This window comes from Parasediminibacterium sp. HNIBRBA5674 (assembly GCF_056745525.1).
In genome coordinates this window covers 28,694-51,093 of the sequence record NZ_JBQWIE010000008.1, presented here as the reverse complement: position 1 = coordinate 51,093, position 22,400 = coordinate 28,694, and the positions used below count along the sequence as shown (strand labels likewise).

Below are 22,400 nucleotides of genomic sequence, written 5' to 3'. Positions count from 1 at the left end.
ATGTATAGAAACTTATTAAATGTTTACTCTAAAACCAATGTTGTTTTTTGAAAAGTTGATCCATCTTTATCATAGTAAACTTCACAGACTTTTAAAAACTGCTCTGGTGTTATACTAGCATCAATAAATTTTTGTACTGCAGCCTTGGGCGCAACCAGCCCAATGAATTGATATTCCTTTTTATCCTCACTATCTGCAAGAAAATTTCTAATGCTATAGATGCAAGAAACTGCATAGTATTTTATTAAAGGGTTTTTAACCTCACTGAATGCCCTTAATTTCTCAAATAAAATGTCTTGAGTAATTTTGGCTGCAATTTGTTTAGGGGTACTCTTATAACTATTAAATACACTTGTCTCAAAAATATCTGAAAGATAAAGGCACAGTGCATTATCTGTATTTTTAGTTATTGTAACAGGAAAATGAAACTTGCTTTCGTACAAATAGAAACAAAAGGTGTTTTTAAGAAGATTTTCAACGTCTGCCTTGTTACTTTTTAGAAACTTGACATTTTCGGTTATTTCTCTATTTACCAAATAGGCATTTAAAGAATCCCCCATGTCTTCATAGCTAGCCTTTAAAATACTTCTTGGATAATCGCTAAATGCAAATTTTCCAAACAAGCTATACATTTTCATTTGCGATTTTATATCATTAATTTTTGGCTGAGCATAAATATTTGTACTAATTAAAATAAATAGTATTGCAAGTAGTTTCATCCTGTTAGTTTTAGCCGCAATATATAGAAATGATTTCACTATATCACCACATAACCTGCACCTGGTAATACTTCAAACGTATCATTAGTGTAATATATTGATGGAAAAAGAGGTTCATAGATGCTACCATTATTTTTAGTACCTACAATTATAGAAGTACCTACAGCTATTACATTAGTTGTATTGCTGGTGCTGCCTGTGCTTCCGTTAAAATCTTGCGTGTCAGTAGTTTTTCTTACGTTTACTACTAAACCTGTACTAGTAACATCTATTGGTATAGTGCCAAATGCATTGCTGTAAAACTCAATGTACATGTCAGCATTATAGTAACTACTACCATCGCTACTAATACTGCCAATAGCATTTCTCTCTACTAGTTTCACATAAACTACCGCTGCATTTGCCCCAACATTAATGGTAACAGTTGCACTTACCGTAGGTGTGGTAGTGCCTACACGCCTTAATTGATAGGTAAATGTATCAATACCGCTAAAGCCTGATGATGGTGGTGTGTAGCTTATAATACCAGCCGTATTAATATCGTAGGTACCACTTTGTGCGGTACTACCACCTGTTACTGGTACTACTTCAATAGGGTTACCGTCAGGGTCGCTATCATTAACTAATACGCTACCACTTAATGTAATGGCAGTATTAAAGCCATTGTTGATACCGTAAGTATCATTTTGTGCAATTAAAGTACTGCTACCACTAATTGTTAATACCCTTGTAGTAAATGCGCCAGCATCTATAGGGTTGCTATCAGCATCACAAATTACTCTAGCTTTTATACTTATGTTAGCTGTGGCGCTACCAGTAATAGGGTTGTCGAATGGTTGTCTGATAGTGGCAGTGTTACCTTGGTATGTATAATCGTAGGTAGTAGAGCCTATAATCACCTGAACGTTACATAAATTGTAAGGTATTGGTAACGAATACATGATGAGTAAATAGTTTTTATTGACCTGCTTTACTACCAAACTTTCTACAGCTGGGCAACTGCGAGAGGCTGGCATTAAACCTTTTGGTGTGTAAGCTTCATTTTGATAGGCAGGCGAATAATCAATTTGTATACCATATTGCTTGTCTTTATTGCTGAAGAACTTGGTGTTTTTAGCAATTACTACAATGGGTTTTAAGCTGCCATTTTCAGCAACATAACATTCTCTCGTTAAGAAGATGTCACGCAACTTATCGGCTACATCTTTTTTTATAAAGCCTGTATAGGCGCTAAACTTGGTAGTTTCAAAAACGGTTGTTTGTATGTTTTGTGCCTGAACTAATACATCTGTAAATGATAATGGCGGCACTATTCTTTGTGCTTGCTGCCTATCATAATCTGCTTCAAAATCGCTTTGGCCACGAAGCTTGATGGTTTCTAAAGCCCCTAAACTATTTCGGTAATACAATTGTGTTGTGTTATAAAAATTGCGATACTCAACTTGTATGGCAGGCATATTTACTATTATGTACCCATTGTTACAAACTACTTGCACGCTGTACGATGCTATTAACAAGTTTGCAGATGAAGCTATAGAAGCTAAAGTTTGTGGCCCAATTGGCGCTATGCATACAGCCCATTTATCGCAAGTAATACCTACACTGTTTAAAGTGTAAGTTGTGGTTGTACCATCTTCAAACGTAATGGTAAATATTACTTTCTGCGGTTCATTATCTGCAAATGGGTAGAGCCAGTACAAAAATCGCTGTTCATCCATTGCAAATTTTTCATTAGCAATAAACAATAAGCCTTGCTTGTTTTGTGTAATGGCTACCTCGAAAAACTCGCTGGTGTGCCATGCCTCATAAGCTAGCTTTCCTTTAAGTGCTAGCCTATCGCCGCTAAAAGTAGAAGCCACACTGATGGCATTATCTACCGTCAATACCCAACTTATTTTGTAGCGTTTTTTATGGCCATTTAGTACCAATGGCTTTGCCAATGATAGTTTTGGTATGTACCAGTCAATATATGGTGTTACAATAGTGCTTACATCAAATTGCACTAGGCCATTGTTATTGGGTATAAATACCTGGCTTTTCTTCTCGGTAAATATGCCACTATTATACGTGTCTTCTACCCACACTTTCACCTGAAGCTTTATATCCTGCGATTTCTCAAATGTGTCATAAGGTGTTATGGCCAATACATATAGCATAGGGTTACCAGTGAGGGCAACTTCATAGGGTTGTTTCAATAATGTTACGTCCATTAGGTGGTGGTATTTTGGTACTGTAATTCTTTTTTAAGCATCTCAATAGTTTCTTCGGTATAGCCGTACAATATTTGGTTTTGTAGCCAACCAAGATTACCATAGGCGGTTTTACTATATATTTTTTTTGGTTTTCTCACCCGGTCTTTTACCAATACGCTACCAGATTGCCTACGGCTTTGTAATTCTACGGTCATGCTGCGTAAGCCACCTAAAGGATGCCCTCTACCAGCACCCATATCTACCATTCTTAGGTATTCTTTAAACGATAGTTTACTTACTGCACCATTACCCTGTGCAGCTGCTGTATAGGCAATAGAATTATAGGCATCATCAGTAACGCCAATTTTTCGCTTACGCATTAAGCCTTGCATCTGCGCTTTTACCATTTGGTTATACTGGGTAAGCGCATTTAGGATAAATGTTTGTTTTAAATCACCGTTCATTATAAAAATATGCCTTGTGGTAAATCTTGTGTGATGTTGTAATTGTTGCTAAGGGTAAATGAAAACTGAAACCGCCAGCCATAAGCATTGGTTAATACTGGGCCAATTGGTACACGTTCTGCACCTGCCAATTCAAAGAACTTAAATGGTGAAGCGCATAAGGTTTTGCCCTTGCCATAGTGATCATGCCAAATTTTGTTCAGCAACTGTTGCATAATGGTTTCAGTTGCTGCATAGGCTCTTTCTTCATCTTGTGGATCATTGGTTTTCGCCTCGCTGACTACCGAAAAAGCCCCCATCAAATTACACTGAACGTTAAAAGCATGTTCTGCTTTGTAATTTTCTTCATAAAGTTCTAGCAGCAAACAAGTAGGCGCAACAGATGTACGCATCCCTTTTATTAGGTCTGTAGCGTTCCAGCGGCTAAAGCTGCAACTGCCCGGTGAGCCGTTACCTGTTTCACTTGCAATGTTATGTACTAAATCTTTGTGCTTTACCGCTAATTGGCGGAAATAATCAATATAGCTTTCTACATTAGTTGCTGTGTTGCTCATACTGTGCCTCCATTTCTTTTGCGTGAATTGCCTCTTGTTCCATATCAAAGAAAAACTCGAGAATTTTAAGTTGTCGTATTTGTAAGCGAGTGCCATTTTTAGGGCCTGCACCTGCGTGAATGCACTTGGTAAAGGCTAATACATCTGGCTTGTTAGTAGTCTTGCCCCCTTCATGAATAGTTGGGAAAAGCAATGGTAACCTAGCCCTGCAACCATAGTACCACATAAACGCTGCGTACAATTGCCATGGTTGTAGCTTTAAAAATTGTGGTACCATCTTTTCGTATTGGTAGCGTTTTTCGCTGCCATTACTATTGGTTACATAAGGTTGGTTTGGCTTGCGCCAAAGTATGGCCATTAAGTTAGCCAAAGGCAATGGTCCAGGATCTGCAATAAATTCTGCAAAGTGTATTTCTGCATCTTCAAATTCGCCACAGGTAATATTGGCAAATGCATCTTGCGGGCCATAAAAAGTGCTAGAAAAAAAACTCGATATTTTTATTTTAGTAAGCGGCTGCTTAGTAAGTTGATTGTTGTCAAATAGAAATTGCAGTAATGCAGGTGCGTTGATGCTAAAATCTGTTACATCGATGTTTTGATGCCAATTACTAGGTAGGGTAATTTTTTGAAGCTTTGCCCTGTGTCTTATAATAAACAACAGCAATTCAGCCTTTGCCATGCCTTGGCTTTCTGCTGGTGCAATTTGTTGCTTGCACAGTTGAATGATTTCTTCGGTATGCAATTCTTCCCATGTTGATGGTAGCTCAATTGTTACATTGAATTTACCCGGCTGAAAAAGATTAATACTTACCATGGTACTAAAGTAGCGTGGCGGGTAGGGTAGGTAAAGGACAAGCTAGAGCTTACGCATCATCCATTCAAATTGCAATACACCATAGTCGTAAAATGTAAAGCCACATTCATGCAGCCACACGGCCACATCTTCACTGGTGTATTGGTAGCTTGGTACAAGCTTCTGCAGCTGTAAAAATATTTCGTTGGTACTGTAATGTAGGGTAGCTTCTTTGGGGCTAGTTACAGGCTCGTAATGCTGGCGAAGGATTTGTTTTACTTTATTAATTAATCCGGTTGGATCTGATTGGGGGTTTTTTGATGATTCTTTTGGTTGATCATCGTCATCATCTTCCTCGTCCTCAATTAAAAATTTCGCAGGTTTCATAAAGTAAGTGGTTGGTGTCTGCGAAAACTCCATCTAACGATAGTGTGCCAATAAAGGCCACCAACCACTATGAGGTTGTAGCCACTATCGTTTTTGTTCAATAAAGTTTTCGCACTTCAAATATAGGCACAAAAAATCCCCTACCAATTGGCAGGGGATTTTTGCATTTCTTAAACCTAATATTACGCTAACAACACAGGCGCTGCTGATACTTTGTAAATGCGTGCCTTGCCATCGTACATCGCTTTACATACATAGCCTTTAGTACCATCTTTGGTTGTACCAGTTTCAAAGTCACTAGTAACCCATGCACTTGTGCAATCGCAACCAAGTTGGTAATAAAAGTCGGCATCGCAATTAGCATCTGGTACTAAAATTACGTGCGGTACATTCATAATCGCTTCAACTTGCTCCATCAAAGCTGCTGAAATACCACCCATTACAAATTCAAGTTCCCAGTTTTGCTTGTTGCTACCAAGGTCACCCACGGTTTTTGCACCCAACTTATTTTTTTGCGGTAGCAAGTCAAATTTAGCAAAGCCATACGCTGAAGCTGGTGGCGCCGCAATGCTTACAGTAGGTGCGCTACTATAGCCGCTACCGCCTGAAGTAATTAAAATACTATCTACCACACCATCTACTAAAATGGCTGTAGCTGCTGCACCTGTACCACCACCACCTGTAATAGTTATGGCTGGCGCCACTGTACCATAGCCATTACCACCATTTGCAACGGCAATTACAGTTACGGCTTGTGCTGCCAAGGTAGCTGCACCTGCTGTAGCACGTACATTGGTATTTGCAGGTGTAATAAATGTGTGTGCGGCTTTAACCGTAACACTATCACCTGGCTTTGTAAATGGTGCCTGAGGCGAACTGATGGTATCAAACCAAGCCTTAGGCGCAATTAGCACATGCTCACCAATACCGCTATCGGTATTAATCGCATTGCCATTGCCTCTTATTTTATCATATACACCCATGATTGAAAAAGATTTTGTTATTAATTAATAATTTTTTACTTGTAACCCTAGTGTAACAAGACGTTACGCTTGTTCTACCAAAACGTTTTGACCAGAAATAGCTAATAGCTTTTTGATAATGTCTTTATCTAAAGCAGCCTCAGCAGCAATGTATAAAGTAGAATCGCCAAGCAATCTGAAAGTAGGGAAAGCCCACTTGTACTTTTTCTTACCTACCTCTACCAATTCTTCAGGTATAGTTGGCTTTTCAGCAACTTCCTTTGTTTTTAAAACGATGCCACCCAATTCAGCTTTTTGTAACTCTAGCTTGCCTATTTTTTCTGCTTGCTCTTTTTGCTGTGCCAATAGTTCAGCAATTGTTGTGTTTTGCTGCCCAATAAGAAGTTCTTGAGCATCAAGCTTTGCCGAAAGTGATTCTAAAGTGATTTCCACGATATAAAATTTAAAATAAGATAATAAGGTTTTGAGAAGCGGTTAAGCTGTCTACTCTTTCTGTATAGACTTTCGCTGTGTGACCGATCGCCAATAAATTGTGGTTGCGGCTTTCCCTTTTACACGTAGATATATTTTGTTACTGACGACTGAGATAGTAAATGTTGCTGTACCTAATCCTGAATCTGTAACTATTGCCGAAACGTCTGAAACTGTACCAAGTGTAACCGTGCCGTTTACTACTTTGTAACGATAGGCCTTAATACCTGTAACAGCATCAGAAGTGGCAGGGCTATAGCCTACAACATTTACTAGCACTACACCAGCTTCGTTGCTAGTGGTAATAATACTATCAATAGCTATAACGGTGCTATCGGTAGTTTTTAAGCTTTTGGCAAAACCTTCATCCGCATTACGGTTAAGATACTTTTGCGCTGATACTGAAGCTGTAACCATTGTACAGGCAAGCAGTAATAATAATGCAATTTTTTTCATGATTGTAAAATGTGGGAGATTTCTCCCCCGATTATGTAATAAGGTTTACGAGTGGCTTACGCTTGCTCGTTTACAAATAATAATTTAGGCTGAACGAATCCAATACCTGCGAACCAATCAGTCCACGCTTTTAGCTTTCTATCAACACGCTCAAGGTTGTAGGCATTGATGTTCTCAAAACCTTTAACACCCATGATTGCGTTGAATTTTGGTGTACACCAAATACGGTTTTTACCTTGCATACTCGCACGACCAACGATGGTGATGTTTTCAAAATCTACAACACTTGTTCTATCGCTTACTTGCTGATAGTTCATGTTGTATTTTGTACGCATACCCTCTTTAAACTTTTGTACCAAGGTTCTGTTCATGTTTAATTCCATTGGCATGAAGCGGTATTTCTCCTCAATAGATTTGATGAACGCTTCTACCTGAGTTACAAAGTCAACAGCACTAGAAGCAATAGTGCCAGTAGTAATTGGGGTTAAATCACCCGCAGCAATAAAGTCGGTAAATTGCTTTTCAATACCATCCATTACGCTTTCTGCTGGGCTTGCTACACCTTCTTCTGGCTCTACACGTACACCTTTATATATGGCTTTCATTTCCATATCCTCAAGGCTCTTCATGGTTAAGTACTCTTCAAAAATGTAACGGATAAGCGGCCATTCTTCCACCGTAGCTTTATTGGTAGCTAAAAAAGCTAACCAGCTTCTTTGTACAGCACCTGGGCGGATGTACTGATCAATCTTCATTTGAAATAGTGGTATGCGCACTGGTGCAAATGAAATGCTTCCTTTGGCCGTAAAATCCTCTTGGTAAGCTTGTAAAATTTCACCTACTTCTACATTCGCTTCTCTAAGCTCTGTATTATTAGTAGGCACAATAGTAAAGGCATCTCTTGTGCCAAAACTTTCGAAAGGTAACATGTGTAGGTTTTGTACACCTTGCCCTTCTGGTACATAATACTCACCAAAGTCTTGAACAATTTGTTCAATATCTACGGTTGTGGTTAACTTTAACGACATAATTAAAAGTTAATAAGTTATAAAATATTGTTTACTTACTCTGTTGTTTAACCAAGGCTTTAGCCGCTTGATTGGCTGGATGATTTGGCGAATCGTAACGAGGGCGCTCATTTTCTTTTTTCTCAGGATCTACCACAACATCTTCCTTACCTGTTACAATGCTGCCTTTTTTGCTACTAGCACCTTTGCTTAACACGGTTACTTGGTTTTGCAACTCAGTAATGGTTGCAGCTTGCGTACTAGAAAGGGCAGTTGCTTCATCTATACTAGCTTGCATGGCAGTGATGGTACCGTTTAATTCTTCAATTGTAGCAACATGAGTTTCTATAGTGCTATTCGCTTGCTCTAGTGCTGGTGCAGATGTTGCAAGTGTTTGCTCAATACTATCTAAGTGTGCCACACTTAAAAAGCCACCTTCGTTAATGATGCCGCTTTCGTCAAAATGTTCCCCTGTAGGAACCAATGCTTGTATTTGTGCGTATTTCATAAAAAATTATTTTTTGTTTCGTTTACCTAACCATGCTGCTTTACTTACCACTTTATCGAATGACATTACGCCATCACTCAAGCCTATTTTCTTGCTTTCATTGGCGTAGAACATTTTACCGGTGTTCCAGGCATTTACATTAGCAGCTGCTTTTGGTCTACTAGTGCTTACGTGTTTTATAAATTGATCAACATGTAGTTTTAAGTCAGCTTCTATGGCTGCGGTATCACCAGCCAATGCAGCTCTGGTGTCACCGTTTTTATCTGTGCTTTGAGGGGCGTAAATTTGAATTAGCTTAATGCCCTCTTTTTCTAGGTAGCCGGCAAAGTCTAGCAAGGTGTGATAGCTACCAATGCTACCTACTTGATCCATTTCGTTACTGAGGTAAAACTCATCTGAAGCAGAAGAAAACCAAACACCTAAACTTGCCACCATACCATCTGCATAGCTTAATACTGGCTTGTTACGGCGCTGTAACACAGATACATAACCGCTTGCGGCTCTAGCCTCACCACCAGGCGTATCCATTAATTGAATGATGCTACCTACGTTGGTACGATTCATCATATCCATTAACCAATTGGTACGTTGTATCATACCAGGTTCGCCACAGTCACCATTATATTTAGTGCAAGGGCCAGTAATAGGAATTACGCCAACGCTATTAGGTACAATATTTGGATTTGGTACATAGCCCTTATCTGGTACATAAGCGTACATCGCTTGGCGTTGCATGGTATTAGGATCAATAATAAAAGGACCTTCGCCTTCGTAACCACTTCTTACAACAGCAGTTTCTTTAATTCCACCAAAATTTACAGGGCTACCCTTGAGCATCAATGCTACTAGCGGTAGATGCTCAAGCGCCCATTGCTGGTCAATCATCCAACGGCCTCTTAATATAGCTGATATGGTGTGGTTGAATGGCATTAATTGTTTTTCATTTTATGTCCAGTATTTCAGGATATAAAAATGCCCTCGAATTGAGGGCATTTAAAGGACAAAAAATGAGGGTTTATTTAATTAATCACCCTATAATAACTAGCACCTGCAACTAACGTTACAGATTGACCAGCTACTAAAGCATAATTAGTTGCTGAGCCACTATTGCCAATTACTTGGCCACCTGAGCTATTAATATAACAAATGCCTGTTCCTGAATTTATAATTTTAAAGCTCAAGTTCAATACAGCAGAAGCAAGGGGAAGAAAAATATTACTAGCACTAGTATCTTGTATTTCTAAAAAATAGTCATTATCAAAAATATCAGCCCCATTTGTTATTATTCTATAATTAAGCTTAATATTGTTAGATTGAACTCTATTTACAATTAAATTTCTTCCAACAAAATCATTTGGAATAGTTAATTTACCTATACTGTCTAGGTCAAATATGGGGTAATTGTTTACACCATACGCCTCTAAGCCACCACCTTGTAGCAGATTATAATTAAGAGAAATTTTCCCTCTTGGGGATGAACTAATTTGACCATAAGTTTGAACTTTTAAAAAACCAGATAATACGACATTGCCAGAAACATCTATTGTTGACCCACTTTCTGACATAATGCTATTTTGAACATTATCGCCAGTGCTATTGAATTTGGTAATGGTGTTGGGCGTGCCAGCAATTACAGTGCCGCTACCTGTTGCTGTACTTTTAGTATTATCTACCATCGCTTGCACAAAAGCTGCAGTAGCTAATACAGCATTAGGGTTTTTTGCCGCATTTGTAATACTAAATTTTTGAAGAACTGAATTAAAGCCGTATAAATTAACCAATTTTTGATACAGTGGACTTGAAATAATCGTATTAGCTATTTTATCGTGTCCTAGTTGATTAGGGTGTATATTATCGCCACTATTATAAATGCTATTCATATCTGTACCATTCCCTAATAAAGCTGTATAGGTGTCAATATATGCGTTAGGAAATTGTCTTTTTATCCAGTTTGTCAACCACAAAATATTTGAATATCCTGTACGTGGTGTAGGTGTTAAATGGATAATATTTAATAAACCGTAATTAGTTAAACTATCTACTATACGCTGGTATCTTATTTTAAAATTAGCGGTATCAGAAAGGCTTGCAGCAATATCGTTACCACCAATCATCATAGTAACATTCTTACCTTTTAAATAGTCTCTAAACTCTGGCAACCTTTCTAGTACCTCGGTAGTGCCATCACCTGGTGCAGCCCAAATTACACCACCTATTTGCTCACCATATCTAGCTGCTGAGCTAGTTGGATAAGAAGTTCGTGTAATTGAGTTACCTATACAAACTAAAGGCATGTTACTAAACTCATCACTACTGTATTTAAAACTACAAATTTGATAGCTTGCATTACCTGCGTATATAGTTGGGTAGGCAGTATTTGAAACAATACCTCTAATTACACCTGCACCACCATCGAATAAATAAGGTAGCTTCTCACTAATTGTATTACCAGTAGTAAAGTTTATTGCCGTAATAATAATTACTCCTTTTATCCAACTTAGCGAAACCTTTAAGCTGTCGCCAACAGAAATAGAAGATAATTGATTTGCACTATAATAATTGGTATTATTATAAGTCATATAGCCTGTTATTCGTCTAGTAACAGGGTTTAAATATACACCACAGCTTGTGCCGCTACCCCACAAACTAACTCTTAAACCGCTATCACCAGCGGGTGTCGAAGTGTACTTATAACTAGCTGAAAGGTTGTAATTGTCTAATGCAGTTGCGTAATTCAAACGCAAATAATTACTGTAGCTGTTATTACCTGCGGTAGCAAGTATTTTAGTATTACTAACAGTAAAGCCTGCATTGGTTGTAAACCTGTTTAGATTTACCCATGATTTTTCATTGTAAATATCACCTATAATTCCAGTGGCGGTTACACCATTTACTGTTTTACCACCTAGGTTAATACTGTTAAACTTGCCACTTTGGCTAAAAGAAAATGCTGCAATAAAAAGCGCAAAAATTGTAATCGTAATCTTTCTCATTGTATGTAAAATTTAAAATAAGTTGAGGCTGTTAAGCCAGTGATATAAATGGTTGAATTGCTTGTAAAGAATTTATTGATGCCAAAAGGGTTATTGGCACCACCACCAGCTGGTATAATTTCATTATCTAAAATATCAGTACCATTTGGTGTAGTACCTATACTTATTGTTTGATCTACTGATGGTATAATCACAACTTGTGATAGTAAATTATTGGCTATAACTAACTGAGTAAAATTCAATGTTCTAGTAGACTCAATTCCATTGCTAGCAGTTCGTATGTAAAATTTAAAATAAGTTGAGGCTGTTAAGCCAGTGATATAAATGGTTGAATTGCTTGTAAAGAATTTATTGATGCCAAAAGGGTTATTGGCACCACCACCAGCTGGTATAATTTCATTATCTAAAATATCAGTACCATTTGGTGTAGTACCTATACTTATTGTTTGATCTACTGATGGAACTATAATTATTTTTTCGAGCAAATCATTTGCCATTACCAAAAGTTGATCATTGGCATTAATTTGTAATTCTGGGTAAAAAGTAGGTGGTATGCTAGAATTATTATTTGCCTTCCACCCACGGCTACTTATCTCATTTTTATAAGCTATATCCATCAAAATATACAAGCCATTTTTAGTAGCGTCACTTTCATCGCACACAACAACAGGCATGCCTGTGTAACGACCAGTAAGGGTACTACCTGTAAGGTCTGTGAGGTATTGAACCGTTGACCGCTCATCCAACGGCGCAGCTTTCTGCACATTGATACTTTGCGACAATGGAATATCACCTCTTGTTTTTTTTGCCATAATTATCTTAATTCAATATTTAAATCAATAGCACCTCTATCACCACCATTGTACTCATACAATACATAGTTGTAGCCGCCAATAACTACACCAGCAGTAGTTACCCAGCTGCTAGTTTCGTTAATGGTATACAAGCCAGTTAAGCCATTCTTAGCTTTAATAGTTACGGTTCTACTTTCGCTATTAGATAGCCAAAACTTTTGCTTATAGCCGCTACCAAGCTGCGTTTTGGCAGTAAAGAAAATATCCTGATTACCTGTGCTTGAAAAAAGTGGTAATTCATCCTGATTATTAATGCCAGTAACACTTGCATACATTGCATAAACTGCTTCAAAACTGGCAGTTTGCAAGGCACTGGTAGCACCTGCCAATGGTGCACCACTATTATTACCATCGCTATCTACAGGCTGTGGGCCAGCTGCATAAGTAACCAAGGCTTTAAATTCATTATTACCAATAGTGGCTGTGTAACCTGTTATCGTGTAAGTATTGCCACCTTGTGGCATGGCTGGGTAATCGGTACCAGCAGCATCTTTAAATGTGTAGCCAATAGCTGCGCCTGCTCGTTCTGTTACAAAAACACCGTTTAGAGAAATTGAGCCACGATTAAAATTGAAGGTCAATAAAACATCCAAAACCTCATCAACTTTTACAAAGATTTTATTAGTGGCCAATGCAAAGCCTGGTGCAACTATTTGTGGGGCAAATGTGGCTTTGTATCTTAATTTAAGATATTGAGTAAATGTTAAGCCAGCATTAAACACAGTGTTAGCAGGTATATTATTATCAGGCACATTAGTTGTAAACGTTTCTGTTAATAATAATCTACCAAGGTCTACAGCGTCACCATCTGGTGAGGGTGAGCTAGCTTTTAATACAGGTACTTTAACCCCTACTAAGCTGCCTGAATGAACAGGCATGTCTGATATTTTACTCATAAATTATCCCATTAAAATGTAATTACCATTTGGTGTGAGGATGTAGTGGCCGTTTGGCGATTGTAAAGCATTATTTGGTGCCCACATAAAATACGGTGGTGCATCCTCTAACTCAATTACCATTTCTACAGCTATTGTTTTTGAGCCTGTAACAATATTAGAATTTTTACTTGCCGCAGAAAATGACAGCCCATTGTCTTTATTGCCAATAATTCTTTTATATCCCTCGGTATCGGTAATAATACCGATATGCTCATGGTAGCTAAAGGTTTGCATTACGGCTAAAATAGTAGGCGAAGTATTGTTTAATAATCCAGAAATATTTACTTCAGTATAATTTCCTGCTTTTGATTTTTTCGGTTTTTCATCATAGGTATAACTAGGGTAAATGAAATCTAGTTGTAAAAAGCTTCTACCATTTTGTAGCAATACATTATTTGACACATTTTTAGTAAGAAAATCTGAAACAATATCATTGTTTAACCATTCTCTTGGTGCTATTTCTACCGATACAATACCTGCCTGATGAATGCCTGATTTTAGTGCAATTGATAAATAACTTGGCTTCATAAAACAAAAATAGCCCGCCATGTAGGGGGCTATTTCGTATCGGACAAATCGACCAAACAAATACTTAAAAAATAGAAAGGCCTTCACTTATTCTGTAGCGGTAATAATCCTTCTTCATGCTATCATCTTGCCAGGCTTCAATATCTATACCTAGCTTTCTGCGAGCTTCTGGAAGGTTGGCTTCTATAACTGGCAGGTAAAACATAAGGTCGTCCATCACTTCATGAAAGCGGTCTTTAATTTTCTTCTCTAAAAAACGGTTGAAGTTTTTAATATTGGTTTCGTTAAGATTAGCGCCTCTTCTATGAAAGGCTTCTTTGTGAATGAACAACCTTATACGAGCATCGTACCTTGTAGAAAACTCGGTTTTTTTATGATTGGTTTTGTGTTCTAGCAAATCATACAATTTGCAGCCAATCTCATTGCGCCTATCTAAAACTGGCTGCGGCCCTAGCCTGTGAATGAGAAATGCTTTGATGTACTTTTTAGTAGGAATATCCACTGAAATAAATCCCTTCATGCAGTAAAAGAGGTTTACATCAAAGCTACTAATAATTATTCTGTTTTGGTATAATCTAGCTGCCACATTTTGTAATTAAAATCGCCATTTGCTTTTAGCTTCCATACTTCTACACTTTTTTCATTTCTTGGTGTCATGTTAAACATTAAGTCAGCAGAAAAATTATTGGTGCGAGGTATTTCTGTTACTCTGCTTTTAAATGAATTGATCAACTCGCCTGAATTGCTTGCAAAGGTGTATTCAGCCATTTCTTTAAGTAGTATACTTACTTTAGTTTCTTGCTGCGTTTTTGGTCTAGTTAATTGTGTCAGTTTCCACATGGTTCTTTATTTTATTAGTTCTAAAATTTTTACATTCTCATCAGCCAATTCTAAAAACTCATCAGCGGTAAGCATTATGTAATCTTTATACCAATCTAAATAATCCATACCGCTAACTCGGTAATTCCAATTAACGCCTTTTGCTTCATTTACTCTGGTAAAGCTTACAATACCTTCTGTATAGTTGATAGTTTCTATATACTGACCATTGCTAAATAATTTGCAAATAGCATCTAACTCATCTTTACTAAAAAAGTGTATGGCCACTTTGTTTTCTCTACAGTAGTCTAGTATCATTGCCGGTTCTTTATTTTGTTATCTAATGTTTTGGCGGCTTTGTTTAGTTGCCACTGGCCAAGTGTTGCTAGCACTAGCATGAGCATACTGGCACCAGCCAAGCAGCCACCCCAAAAGCCTTTTACATAAAACCCTGCACCTAGCAATATGGCTAGTATAATAAACTCGATGATGCGTTTTTTACTCATGGTTGTTGGTTTAATTTTTTGTATGAGTAGCAGGCTATTTCAGTATCAAACGTTAGCCACTCATGGTTTTTAATAAATAAGAAGTCGCATAGTTCCATAGCTGTCATACCGTGGCTAGCCAGTGCCATCATATCAAGCAGATACTTCAAAGGGAAATAGTTGATGTTGTGCAGCTCTACTACAATTGGCTCGTGGCTATCATCTTTGGTACTTATCTTAAACTGCAACTTATCTAGCACCGTATTGGTGGTTGGTCTTTTACGTGGCGCTAGATCAATATGCATAAAGCCATCGCAGCACATTTTATTGTTGTAGTTGGTGTTCCAAATCATCTCAGGCAAAGCAGCAGCAGGTTTTACATCCGAAATTATTTCGGGTTTTGCATTTTTGGCGTTTACTGTTACAACTGTGTTTTGTTCCATAACTAATTGATTTATAAATATTTATCTCTGTTACAGTAGTGTAACAGCAACCTTTTACTGTTACATTTTTACTGTTACAGTGTGTAACACATTTGTAACAGTAACCTTGTTTTTTGTGCTTACTGTTACAGTAGCGTAACCATTGATTTTATTGAGTTTGTTACCCTTTATTATATTACTTGTAACAGTTGTAACAGTTAAAACAAAAGGTAGAAAAACACCAGTAACAGGTCTGAAACAAGCCGTTTTTTGGATTTTTGGCGCCGAGTAAACCCTACTACTACTACCCCTACTGGTAAGGCGTCGGCTGAAACTCAATAAAATCAAGGGTGTGACAGTAATGTAACAGTTGCATGAAGTGGTGTTTTTAATGATTTAATGGTTCAAAATCTCGTTGTCTAGGTTCTATGTAGGTAATGCCAAGCCAGCTGAAGAAGTCATGCTCACTTAGCCACATAGGCGGTAGCTCACCGTTTGGGTTAAGGCATTTCCATTTTACCTTGTCGCCACCTGTATCTACCTGTATGCAATCTTCTAATCTGCGTAGGCTCATATCGCTGCCACACCAGCCTTTGTGTAGCCAGGCATTGGCAATTACTTTATGAACGTACACAGATGAGCCTGTACGAATGGCCAGCTGTCGGTAATAGTCTTTTGGTTCTGGAAGAAACAAATCAAGCTGTGCACCGCCTTTCAGTTCTATTTGCATGTAGCGGCCATCAATGTTGCCCTTAATTATTCTATTGGCCATTTGATCAATAACCTTGTTGATGGCGATAGGAATACCATAAATGGGGTCTGCAAACAATTTGCCCGGCTGTTCTATAAAAACCTTCGTCGGTATGGCTACTACTTCTACATCCTTCACTTCTGGGCGCTCTCGTCTTATGCTGCCGGCAATATCAATCGTGTCGCAGTGAGGCGCAAGCAACTCTACAACACGATTGGCCAGGCGCTGTGCTTGTAGTAATTGCATGATTAGTTGCCAAAATTTGGATTAACATCTTCATTGGCCTTAAGGAACTGTTTGCTATCCTCTCTAGCAATCATCATCCAACCAGCATATTCATATGAGGTTGCAGCCAAGTCTTTCTTAAATGTTTGTAAAGCATCATCACTAATTTTTGCACCATGCTCTTGTTTTGTATCATAAAAAGGTGCTTTAGCAATCAAAGCTTGAAGTGCTGAAGCTGCGAATTTGTCTAGTAGCTTCTGTTTTTTGTTTGACATTGTTTGTATTATTTGAGGGGTTAAAAAATGCTAGCGGTTTATTCCTGGTCTCGCAATACGGTAAGGGCTGCGATTGCTGTATTCAGCTGGTGGCCTTTGAATCTTAACAGTAGGGGTATTGCGGTATTGCTGCGGTTTAGTTGAGCGTTCTTGTTTGTTCTTAAAGCGTCTAGCAGCTGCATCATACATTTTATTTACATCCTGCATGGTTGTATTTAATTCTGTAGCTACTCTGCGTAGTGTTTTCTTTTCTGTGTCGATGGCTTGCCATATCATGGCCAAGGTTTCATCGCTGTAAATTTTTGGCATAGATTATTTATTTAAATGGTAATTCATCGTTTGCTGCTGGTGGTGTCGCCATAGCTAATTCTTCTTCAGCTGTTGGCGTCATGCCGTTTATATAAGCATCATCAGTACTTACACCAATACCGGCTATTTCATCAGGGGTTAAATACTTATCTCGTTTAAAAATGTATGGCCTACCTATTCTTGATACATCAGTACGTATGGTTTCTTCTTGGCCAGTAGCACCCATTTTTTTACCCCAACGAGGGTAGGTGTAACGCTTGGTGGTATAAATCTTTATTGGCTCGCCAAACATGTCTTTTTTTACAGGATCAAGCTTGTAAAACTGTTCTGCTTTAATCTCGTCCTTTAGTATTTTTTCTATGTAGTTGGCTTCGTATCTACCTTTAAAAAACTCTTCGTGAATGTCTTGGCGACTCATGGTTATTTCTTCCACACCAAAATCAAAAAACATATCTCTAAGCTTCTGTAGTATCTCTTTTTTTGGCGTGCTACCACTGTTGGCCACAACACGTTTTTGCGCTTCGGTTTTTAATAAGCTAGGGTAAAACCACATTCTATTTAGCTTTTCTGTGGCTAGCTTGCGATGGTTAAGAAAGGATAAGAATGCCGGAATTTCTTCGGCCATATTATCCAATATGTTGGGGTTTTCGGTTTTAAGTACAGGTACTTTATTTACCCAATAACGAATGTCATCATCCGTCATGTAGATGAAATTCTCCTCGTTGTTGGTGATGAACATGAACTTGATAAAACAGTCAATTTCTGTTTGATCCTTACCCTTTGCGTTGAGGGTAATTTTCTTCGCAGTAGATAAGCTTTTTACTTTTTCAATTACGGCGTGTTTGTCAATTTTTGTTTCGTCACAGGCTACTATCAACTTAGTACACCAGTGCGCATTAAAGTCTCCAGCCAAATCCTGATTACCTACAATAGCACAATTGCTTGCGAAAATGAGGCGCAACAGATTGGCAAAGGTTGATTTACCTGTATTGTTTTCTTTACTTACCAAACACAGGATGGGTAATTTTTCAGTAGGGCGTTGGTACAATATCTGCACATAATCTAACCCCAAATCAAGATTGGTATAGGTTTTCTTCTCTTTGGTGATTGGATGGGTAAACGATATTTCACGTTCACCAAACAAATGTTTTAAGTAACCAATAATGGTAGGGCAATCTGCTTCTGTGCATGGCTCATCATCTGGCTCATAGTCAAGCTTTTGATACACATTAAAGCAGCCGTCATAACTAGGTTGGTAGTTTACGTGGTCAGGCACATTTATAAAGTCTTCGTATTTTATTACGTGCCTGATAAAGTTCTTACCATGATCATCGGTGATGGTGGTTTTTTGGCGACTTTTAAATACGGTCTCATATTGCTTATGTGCGTTCTGGCGCTTCACCCACTTGTAATAACTGTCGCCAACTCTAAAGTATTTACTAGCATCACCAGGAATAATGATTTCGCATTCGCCCTTATCTTCGTTATAGCGGTATTTGGTACCGTTGAATAAAAAGTCTGTACCCTTCAACCATGGGTTACGCTGTACATGGTGCAGATAAAATTCAACTACGTTACCAAGGTTAAATAGCTTTCTTACTTTGGCCAAGCCTGCATCTACATTGTACTTTGCAAACCATTCGCCCGGCTTACTTACTTGGTTAATGTCGTTTACTATTTCCTCAATCTTATCTGGACAGTTTACTAGAATATCATCAAGGCCCTTGTATTGCTCACGAGGTGTACGGTCTTTAAGGTCTTTGATGAAATTCTGTTGCTCCCAAATGGCATCGGTATTTACAAAGAAGAAAAACTTATCTACCTTATAATCGTCTAACAGAATTTTAAACGAATTGACTGAGGCGAAGAAAGAAGATGGGCGCTTGTACAGATCAATTTTGTTTTTTGGGTCAGCAGCTTTGCTGCTTAGATCCAAACAGTCACCATCAACCAGGTACACTACTCGCTGAACATCGCAAGCGTGTATCAGCTTCAGTATTTCTTCATGAAGTTGCCCAGTTTCTTTGCTCTTCATGTGCGTGATGGAAGCAAGGCCTACAATGTCAATGCCATGCATACCACCTTTAAACGCTTTAAAAAATCCCTCAGTAATAAATAGCGTATGGATCTTTTCTTTCTTCTCGTATTTATCTACCAAGTGTGGCGGAAAAAATGGGTAACTACCATGCCCTTTAGGCATGATGTATTTGGTTTCGTTACCATTTTTTTCAATTGGGTGCTCAAGGCGAATGATAGACCAGTGTTTTCTTACTCTACTGCCTGTTTCTTTACCATTTTCATCAATCTTAAGATTATCAAAATGGATGTAAGTGCGGTTAAGTGAATAGCATATTATTTCGATACCTCTTGGATGCCTTCTAAATATTTCAACATCTTTAATAATGTTAGGGCCAAATAGATTGTCTAAATCTGTATGCCAAATTCCAATTTTATTGTTCTCTGGCGTAATGCCAAGTTTGGCTAGGCGTTCTTCGTAATAACTATTTATCTCTTGATTCATTGGTAGGGGCTAGTGCTTAGGCTTTGGGAAAAAACAAGAATTTGATTTGTAAATGGTAAATGAGAATCTACCATCTGTACCTGATAGAGTCAAGTCGCCTTTTGGATAAGAGTCGTCCCAAAAGCTAAACTTGTAAGGCTTACAGCGAGGGTGCTGTTTATTGCATTCTTCTAATGCATCAAGCATTTCTTTTTTAAATACATCAAGCTCAATGTCAGCAACCAATACACGGTTGTATTGATTAAGTACAGCACCAACTGCTGTATCCAAATTGTTTCTAAGAGATAAGCAAAAACCCTTGTGAGTTAGGTAATACATCGTTAAGCAGTTTTAAGCTGCTGAACAAAAAGAAGTAGGTTTGTAAGGGAATTAAAAAAGGTGTGGGGTTCGATTATGTTCCCCTGAAGTCCACTAGCTTTAAAGCCCCGAAAGGGGCTTTTTTGTTGTAATAAAATACATTAGTTTAATTTAAATGAAACAAGTACTTCAAATCCGTTATTTGGCTCAGATATAAATTTGGCAGAACCATTAAATAATTCAGTTCTACTGATGATATTATGTAACCCCAAGCCTTTCTTTGGTTTCTTTAGTACACAGCCTTGGCCATTGTCGGTAATTGATAAGGTTAATTGGTTACCTAAAATGTCAATATTAATAGTAGCAATTGTTGCGCTTGCATGTTTTACTATATTGTTAAGCTGCTCCTGTATAATTCTAAAAACTGCAAGTTTTTGTTGCTTATTTAGCTTTTTATCTATTCGGTTGTCAATATTTTTATTTATTTCCAAAGCATTTGCCTTTTGTATTGGTATCAATATTTCCATAAGCGAGCTTACAAAATCATCATTAATATACAGTGGCGGGATTAAATTTCTTGACAATGCTTTTACTTCCTTCATTGCTGTCGCAATATGTTCTTTACAAGCAACAGCCATGCAAGTATTCGTTTTTTCTGATGCAACAAAATTGTCTAAGTAGAGTAGTGATGCTGCGAGTATTTGGTTAACGTTTTCATGTAATTCTACCCCAATATTGTAACGTTCTTTTTCTTGCGCATCATTTGCGGCTTTTCGTATTTGAAATTCTTTTTCTTTCTGTTCTTTTTTTAGCGCTTCTTGTAATAATATTTGAGGGGTAATATTCTGAACCTGTATTTGATAAACCGTTCTATTATCATAAATAATATGGCATAAAGTAGCATTTACAAAAATGATATCACCATTTTTCTTTTTGTGCGTTACTATTTTTTTATTGTTACTAACACTTTTAATGCTTGCATCTATATTTTTTGTTGGCCATATATCTCGTAGTTTTAAATTCAAAAATTCTTCACGCACATATCCATATTCAATAATAGCAGCATCATTACATTCTAAAAAGTGTAACGATGCACTGTCTACTATAAACATCGACATTGCATTTTCGTAAAATATTTGTCGGTATCTTTCCTCAAGTGCAAATGCTTCTAGTTCTGCTTTTTTTCTCGCAATACTAAAAAGTATTGTTTTGTCTAATGTATTAATGTTAAAATTATCTTTTACCAAGTAGTCTTGCGCACCAAAATGTAGTGCCTTTACAGATGTATCAATATCATTATGTGCAGTGAGAACAACTGTTGCTATTTGTGATGTAAAGTTTTTCAGTGGCTTGAACGACGCTAGCCCACTGCAATCTGGTAAATGCAGGTCAAGAAAAATGATATCTGGCTTATTGCTGTTTAAAAATGCAATCGTTTCACTTAATGTTATCGTATTTGTAAGTGATACGATGTTTAACTTAGAGGAATTTAACAATAACCTAAATGCAGTGAAATTTAAAATACTATCTTCTACAACGAGAATATTCAATGGGCTTTTCATGCTTAAAGGGGTATATTTTTTAGTAGGTTATATGGAAAAGACTATTTTGTATTAGGATAAAAGAATCATTTCAACTAGCAAAAGTAGAACCTCCAACGCTTTTTTGGTGTAGTGATTTGACTAATTAATGAAGAATTTGGTTGTATGATTTAAAACAAAATTCATAGATTGTTAATCATTTATTCTCAATTTTATTGGTATCTTGCAACAGAAATTAGATTAAATATCCTAAAAACATTATTCTCTTACAAATTATTGTATTGATATTTTAAAATATGTTGTCTAGAAAACGAATAGCTATCAAAAATTATTAGTTAGTCTGAATGAGAACGGTTGTTATGCCTTGCGAATTATTAATTCATCAACTGAAATCTCTTTCTTATGACTTTAAAAGACTTTGTATTTACTGACACTAACAATTTTGTTGTTTGCGAGCGCCATTTATTATTTTCCAAGCGAATTTACCTTGTGCTTATTACTAAAAATTATTTGGTAGGATTGGTTTGTAACAAACTACTTCGTTTAGAGGATGGTAGCGAGTTATTTTCACATCAACAATCTGCTTTACTAGAATCAACTACTAAAAGAGGCGATAGTTCTAATGCCTACTCATATTTGAGCGCTAAGTATGTAAGAAACGTGGAAAACAAATATCTCTTCGATCAAAGCATTTTTGCTGTGCAAAAATCAAATTTTAGAATTGATCGAAACGATGTTAAAACCGTTTTACATAATTCTGCGAAAGTTGATACGGGCAAATTTCCTAATGACGGAATAATCGTTTTAGAAGCTGCAAGACATGAAACGAAGGAGCTAATAGTTTTGGGTAACCAACATGGCTATAATATAGTAAAATGGATACAGACTCGATAATCTGTATCTATTCT

28 protein-coding genes are annotated in these 22,400 nt (G+C 37.3%); 1 reads left to right on the top strand and 27 read right to left on the bottom strand.

What is annotated here, in order from left to right:
* Nucleotides 1-23: 23 nt before the first annotated feature.
* The 27 genes from ACT9TX_RS05825 to ACT9TX_RS05695 all read right to left on the bottom strand — a co-directional run bounded on the left by ACT9TX_RS05825 (nt 24) and on the right by ACT9TX_RS05695 (nt 21,513).
* Nucleotides 24-719: a hypothetical protein gene (locus ACT9TX_RS05825; protein ID WP_481337295.1), complete on the bottom strand. Its 696-nt coding sequence runs from the start codon at nt 717-719 to the stop codon at nt 24-26.
* 38 nt (nt 720-757) lie between these two features.
* Complete coding sequence (locus tag ACT9TX_RS05820; protein WP_481337294.1) at nt 758-2,929, bottom strand: Ig-like domain-containing protein; 2,172 nt, start codon at nt 2,927-2,929, stop codon at nt 758-760.
* On the bottom strand, nt 2,929-3,375 hold the full coding sequence (locus ACT9TX_RS05815; protein ID WP_481337293.1) for a hypothetical protein: 447 nt from the start codon (nt 3,373-3,375) through the stop codon (nt 2,929-2,931). Before ACT9TX_RS05815 ends, ACT9TX_RS05820 begins: the two co-directional genes overlap by 1 nt.
* On the bottom strand, nt 3,375-3,929 hold the full coding sequence (locus ACT9TX_RS05810; RefSeq protein WP_481337292.1) for a hypothetical protein: 555 nt from the start codon (nt 3,927-3,929) through the stop codon (nt 3,375-3,377). Before ACT9TX_RS05810 ends, ACT9TX_RS05815 begins: the two co-directional genes overlap by 1 nt.
* Complete coding sequence (locus ACT9TX_RS05805; RefSeq protein WP_481337291.1) at nt 3,910-4,743, bottom strand: hypothetical protein; 834 nt, start codon at nt 4,741-4,743, stop codon at nt 3,910-3,912. Before ACT9TX_RS05805 ends, ACT9TX_RS05810 begins: the two co-directional genes overlap by 20 nt.
* Nucleotides 4,744-4,785: 42 nt before the next feature.
* Entirely contained in the window at nt 4,786-5,109 is a 324-nt protein-coding gene (locus ACT9TX_RS05800) for a hypothetical protein (protein WP_481337290.1), read from the bottom strand.
* A 182-nt stretch (nt 5,110-5,291) separates the two neighbouring features.
* The gene (locus tag ACT9TX_RS05795; protein WP_481337289.1) at nt 5,292-6,092 is read right to left on the bottom strand and encodes a hypothetical protein; all 801 of its coding nucleotides are present in this window, start codon (nt 6,090-6,092) and stop codon (nt 5,292-5,294) included.
* A 63-nt stretch (nt 6,093-6,155) separates the two neighbouring features.
* Complete coding sequence (locus ACT9TX_RS05790; RefSeq protein ID WP_481337288.1) at nt 6,156-6,524, bottom strand: hypothetical protein; 369 nt, start codon at nt 6,522-6,524, stop codon at nt 6,156-6,158.
* Nucleotides 6,525-6,575: 51 nt separating this feature from the next.
* Nucleotides 6,576-7,019, bottom strand: coding sequence for a hypothetical protein (locus ACT9TX_RS05785; protein ID WP_481337287.1), 444 nt, complete (start codon nt 7,017-7,019; stop codon nt 6,576-6,578).
* A 56-nt stretch (nt 7,020-7,075) separates the two neighbouring features.
* Nucleotides 7,076-8,047 carry a hypothetical protein gene (locus tag ACT9TX_RS05780; RefSeq protein ID WP_481337286.1) on the bottom strand — a complete coding sequence of 324 codons (972 nt, stop codon included), beginning with the start codon at nt 8,045-8,047 and terminating at the stop codon, nt 7,076-7,078.
* A 31-nt stretch (nt 8,048-8,078) separates the two neighbouring features.
* Entirely contained in the window at nt 8,079-8,534 is a 456-nt protein-coding gene (locus tag ACT9TX_RS05775) for a hypothetical protein (protein ID WP_481337285.1), read from the bottom strand.
* A gap of 6 nt (nt 8,535-8,540) precedes the next feature.
* Complete coding sequence (locus ACT9TX_RS05770; RefSeq protein ID WP_481337284.1) at nt 8,541-9,464, bottom strand: S49 family peptidase; 924 nt, start codon at nt 9,462-9,464, stop codon at nt 8,541-8,543.
* A gap of 89 nt (nt 9,465-9,553) precedes the next feature.
* A complete protein-coding gene (locus ACT9TX_RS05765) occupies nt 9,554-11,527 on the bottom strand; it encodes an SGNH/GDSL hydrolase family protein (protein ID WP_481337283.1) in 1,974 nt (657 codons plus the stop codon).
* Entirely contained in the window at nt 11,524-12,339 is an 816-nt protein-coding gene (locus ACT9TX_RS05760; protein ID WP_481337282.1) for a hypothetical protein, read from the bottom strand. Before ACT9TX_RS05760 ends, ACT9TX_RS05765 begins: the two co-directional genes overlap by 4 nt.
* Nucleotides 12,340-12,341: 2 nt before the next feature.
* Nucleotides 12,342-13,277 carry a hypothetical protein gene (locus ACT9TX_RS05755; protein ID WP_481337281.1) on the bottom strand — a complete coding sequence of 312 codons (936 nt, stop codon included), beginning with the start codon at nt 13,275-13,277 and terminating at the stop codon, nt 12,342-12,344.
* A gap of 3 nt (nt 13,278-13,280) precedes the next feature.
* On the bottom strand, nt 13,281-13,847 hold the full coding sequence (locus ACT9TX_RS05750) for a hypothetical protein (protein WP_481337280.1): 567 nt from the start codon (nt 13,845-13,847) through the stop codon (nt 13,281-13,283).
* 64 nt (nt 13,848-13,911) lie between these two features.
* Complete coding sequence (locus ACT9TX_RS05745; RefSeq protein WP_481337279.1) at nt 13,912-14,433, bottom strand: hypothetical protein; 522 nt, start codon at nt 14,431-14,433, stop codon at nt 13,912-13,914.
* Nucleotides 14,403-14,687, bottom strand: coding sequence for a hypothetical protein (locus ACT9TX_RS05740; RefSeq protein WP_481337277.1), 285 nt, complete (start codon nt 14,685-14,687; stop codon nt 14,403-14,405). The genes ACT9TX_RS05745 and ACT9TX_RS05740 overlap by 31 nt, the downstream gene beginning before the upstream one ends.
* 6 nt (nt 14,688-14,693) lie before the next feature.
* Entirely contained in the window at nt 14,694-14,984 is a 291-nt protein-coding gene (locus tag ACT9TX_RS05735) for a hypothetical protein (protein ID WP_481337276.1), read from the bottom strand.
* On the bottom strand, nt 14,981-15,172 hold the full coding sequence (locus tag ACT9TX_RS05730; RefSeq protein ID WP_481337275.1) for a hypothetical protein: 192 nt from the start codon (nt 15,170-15,172) through the stop codon (nt 14,981-14,983). Before ACT9TX_RS05730 ends, ACT9TX_RS05735 begins: the two co-directional genes overlap by 4 nt.
* On the bottom strand, nt 15,169-15,594 hold the full coding sequence (locus ACT9TX_RS05725; RefSeq protein ID WP_481337274.1) for a hypothetical protein: 426 nt from the start codon (nt 15,592-15,594) through the stop codon (nt 15,169-15,171). Before ACT9TX_RS05725 ends, ACT9TX_RS05730 begins: the two co-directional genes overlap by 4 nt.
* A 367-nt stretch (nt 15,595-15,961) precedes the next feature.
* Nucleotides 15,962-16,570 carry a hypothetical protein gene (locus tag ACT9TX_RS05720; RefSeq protein WP_481337273.1) on the bottom strand — a complete coding sequence of 203 codons (609 nt, stop codon included), beginning with the start codon at nt 16,568-16,570 and terminating at the stop codon, nt 15,962-15,964.
* Between the two features lie 2 nt (nt 16,571-16,572).
* Nucleotides 16,573-16,824: a hypothetical protein gene (locus tag ACT9TX_RS05715; protein WP_481337272.1), complete on the bottom strand. Its 252-nt coding sequence runs from the start codon at nt 16,822-16,824 to the stop codon at nt 16,573-16,575.
* Between the two features lie 30 nt (nt 16,825-16,854).
* The gene (locus tag ACT9TX_RS05710; protein ID WP_481337271.1) at nt 16,855-17,133 is read right to left on the bottom strand and encodes a hypothetical protein; all 279 of its coding nucleotides are present in this window, start codon (nt 17,131-17,133) and stop codon (nt 16,855-16,857) included.
* A gap of 7 nt (nt 17,134-17,140) precedes the next feature.
* Nucleotides 17,141-19,654 carry a primase-helicase family protein gene (locus ACT9TX_RS05705; protein ID WP_481337270.1) on the bottom strand — a complete coding sequence of 838 codons (2,514 nt, stop codon included), beginning with the start codon at nt 19,652-19,654 and terminating at the stop codon, nt 17,141-17,143.
* Nucleotides 19,655-19,663: 9 nt separating this feature from the next.
* On the bottom strand, nt 19,664-19,924 hold the full coding sequence (locus tag ACT9TX_RS05700; protein WP_481337269.1) for a hypothetical protein: 261 nt from the start codon (nt 19,922-19,924) through the stop codon (nt 19,664-19,666).
* A 188-nt stretch (nt 19,925-20,112) separates the two neighbouring features.
* Nucleotides 20,113-21,513: an ATP-binding response regulator gene (locus ACT9TX_RS05695; RefSeq protein WP_481337268.1), complete on the bottom strand. Its 1,401-nt coding sequence runs from the start codon at nt 21,511-21,513 to the stop codon at nt 20,113-20,115.
* Nucleotides 21,514-21,894: 381 nt separating this feature from the next.
* On the opposite strand from ACT9TX_RS05695, the gene ACT9TX_RS05690 reads away from it, so the two are divergent.
* Nucleotides 21,895-22,386, top strand: a complete 492-nt coding sequence (locus tag ACT9TX_RS05690) for a hypothetical protein (protein ID WP_481337267.1) — start codon at nt 21,895-21,897, stop codon at nt 22,384-22,386.
* Nucleotides 22,387-22,400 lie beyond the last annotated feature (14 nt).

What these genes read in the sequence shown, in the direction of transcription:
- ACT9TX_RS05725 (WP_481337274.1), bottom strand. Translation starts at nt 15,594, where the DNA reads ATGGAACAAAACACAGTTGTAACAGTAAACGCCAAAAATGCAAAACCC.
- ACT9TX_RS05750 (WP_481337280.1), bottom strand. Translation starts at nt 13,847, where the DNA reads ATGAAGCCAAGTTATTTATCAATTGCACTAAAATCAGGCATTCATCAG.
- ACT9TX_RS05780 (WP_481337286.1), bottom strand. Translation starts at nt 8,047, where the DNA reads ATGTCGTTAAAGTTAACCACAACCGTAGATATTGAACAAATTGTTCAA.
- ACT9TX_RS05820 (WP_481337294.1), bottom strand. Translation starts at nt 2,929, where the DNA reads ATGGACGTAACATTATTGAAACAACCCTATGAAGTTGCCCTCACTGGT.
- ACT9TX_RS05690 (WP_481337267.1), top strand. Translation starts at nt 21,895, where the DNA reads ATGACTTTAAAAGACTTTGTATTTACTGACACTAACAATTTTGTTGTT.
- ACT9TX_RS05785 (WP_481337287.1), bottom strand. Translation starts at nt 7,019, where the DNA reads ATGAAAAAAATTGCATTATTATTACTGCTTGCCTGTACAATGGTTACA.
- ACT9TX_RS05770 (WP_481337284.1), bottom strand. Translation starts at nt 9,464, where the DNA reads ATGCCATTCAACCACACCATATCAGCTATATTAAGAGGCCGTTGGATG.
- ACT9TX_RS05800 (WP_481337290.1), bottom strand. Translation starts at nt 5,109, where the DNA reads ATGAAACCTGCGAAATTTTTAATTGAGGACGAGGAAGATGATGACGAT.
- ACT9TX_RS05760 (WP_481337282.1), bottom strand. Translation starts at nt 12,339, where the DNA reads ATGGCAAAAAAAACAAGAGGTGATATTCCATTGTCGCAAAGTATCAAT.
- ACT9TX_RS05710 (WP_481337271.1), bottom strand. Translation starts at nt 17,133, where the DNA reads ATGCCAAAAATTTACAGCGATGAAACCTTGGCCATGATATGGCAAGCC.
- ACT9TX_RS05715 (WP_481337272.1), bottom strand. Translation starts at nt 16,824, where the DNA reads ATGTCAAACAAAAAACAGAAGCTACTAGACAAATTCGCAGCTTCAGCA.
- ACT9TX_RS05720 (WP_481337273.1), bottom strand. Translation starts at nt 16,570, where the DNA reads ATGCAATTACTACAAGCACAGCGCCTGGCCAATCGTGTTGTAGAGTTG.
- ACT9TX_RS05740 (WP_481337277.1), bottom strand. Translation starts at nt 14,687, where the DNA reads ATGTGGAAACTGACACAATTAACTAGACCAAAAACGCAGCAAGAAACT.
- ACT9TX_RS05695 (WP_481337268.1), bottom strand. Translation starts at nt 21,513, where the DNA reads ATGAAAAGCCCATTGAATATTCTCGTTGTAGAAGATAGTATTTTAAAT.
- ACT9TX_RS05765 (WP_481337283.1), bottom strand. Translation starts at nt 11,527, where the DNA reads ATGAGAAAGATTACGATTACAATTTTTGCGCTTTTTATTGCAGCATTT.
- ACT9TX_RS05815 (WP_481337293.1), bottom strand. Translation starts at nt 3,375, where the DNA reads ATGAACGGTGATTTAAAACAAACATTTATCCTAAATGCGCTTACCCAG.
- ACT9TX_RS05825 (WP_481337295.1), bottom strand. Translation starts at nt 719, where the DNA reads ATGAAACTACTTGCAATACTATTTATTTTAATTAGTACAAATATTTAT.
- ACT9TX_RS05795 (WP_481337289.1), bottom strand. Translation starts at nt 6,092, where the DNA reads ATGGGTGTATATGATAAAATAAGAGGCAATGGCAATGCGATTAATACC.
- ACT9TX_RS05805 (WP_481337291.1), bottom strand. Translation starts at nt 4,743, where the DNA reads ATGGTAAGTATTAATCTTTTTCAGCCGGGTAAATTCAATGTAACAATT.
- ACT9TX_RS05705 (WP_481337270.1), bottom strand. Translation starts at nt 19,654, where the DNA reads ATGAATCAAGAGATAAATAGTTATTACGAAGAACGCCTAGCCAAACTT.
- ACT9TX_RS05755 (WP_481337281.1), bottom strand. Translation starts at nt 13,277, where the DNA reads ATGAGTAAAATATCAGACATGCCTGTTCATTCAGGCAGCTTAGTAGGG.
- ACT9TX_RS05775 (WP_481337285.1), bottom strand. Translation starts at nt 8,534, where the DNA reads ATGAAATACGCACAAATACAAGCATTGGTTCCTACAGGGGAACATTTT.
- ACT9TX_RS05810 (WP_481337292.1), bottom strand. Translation starts at nt 3,929, where the DNA reads ATGAGCAACACAGCAACTAATGTAGAAAGCTATATTGATTATTTCCGC.
- ACT9TX_RS05735 (WP_481337276.1), bottom strand. Translation starts at nt 14,984, where the DNA reads ATGATACTAGACTACTGTAGAGAAAACAAAGTGGCCATACACTTTTTT.
- ACT9TX_RS05730 (WP_481337275.1), bottom strand. Translation starts at nt 15,172, where the DNA reads ATGAGTAAAAAACGCATCATCGAGTTTATTATACTAGCCATATTGCTA.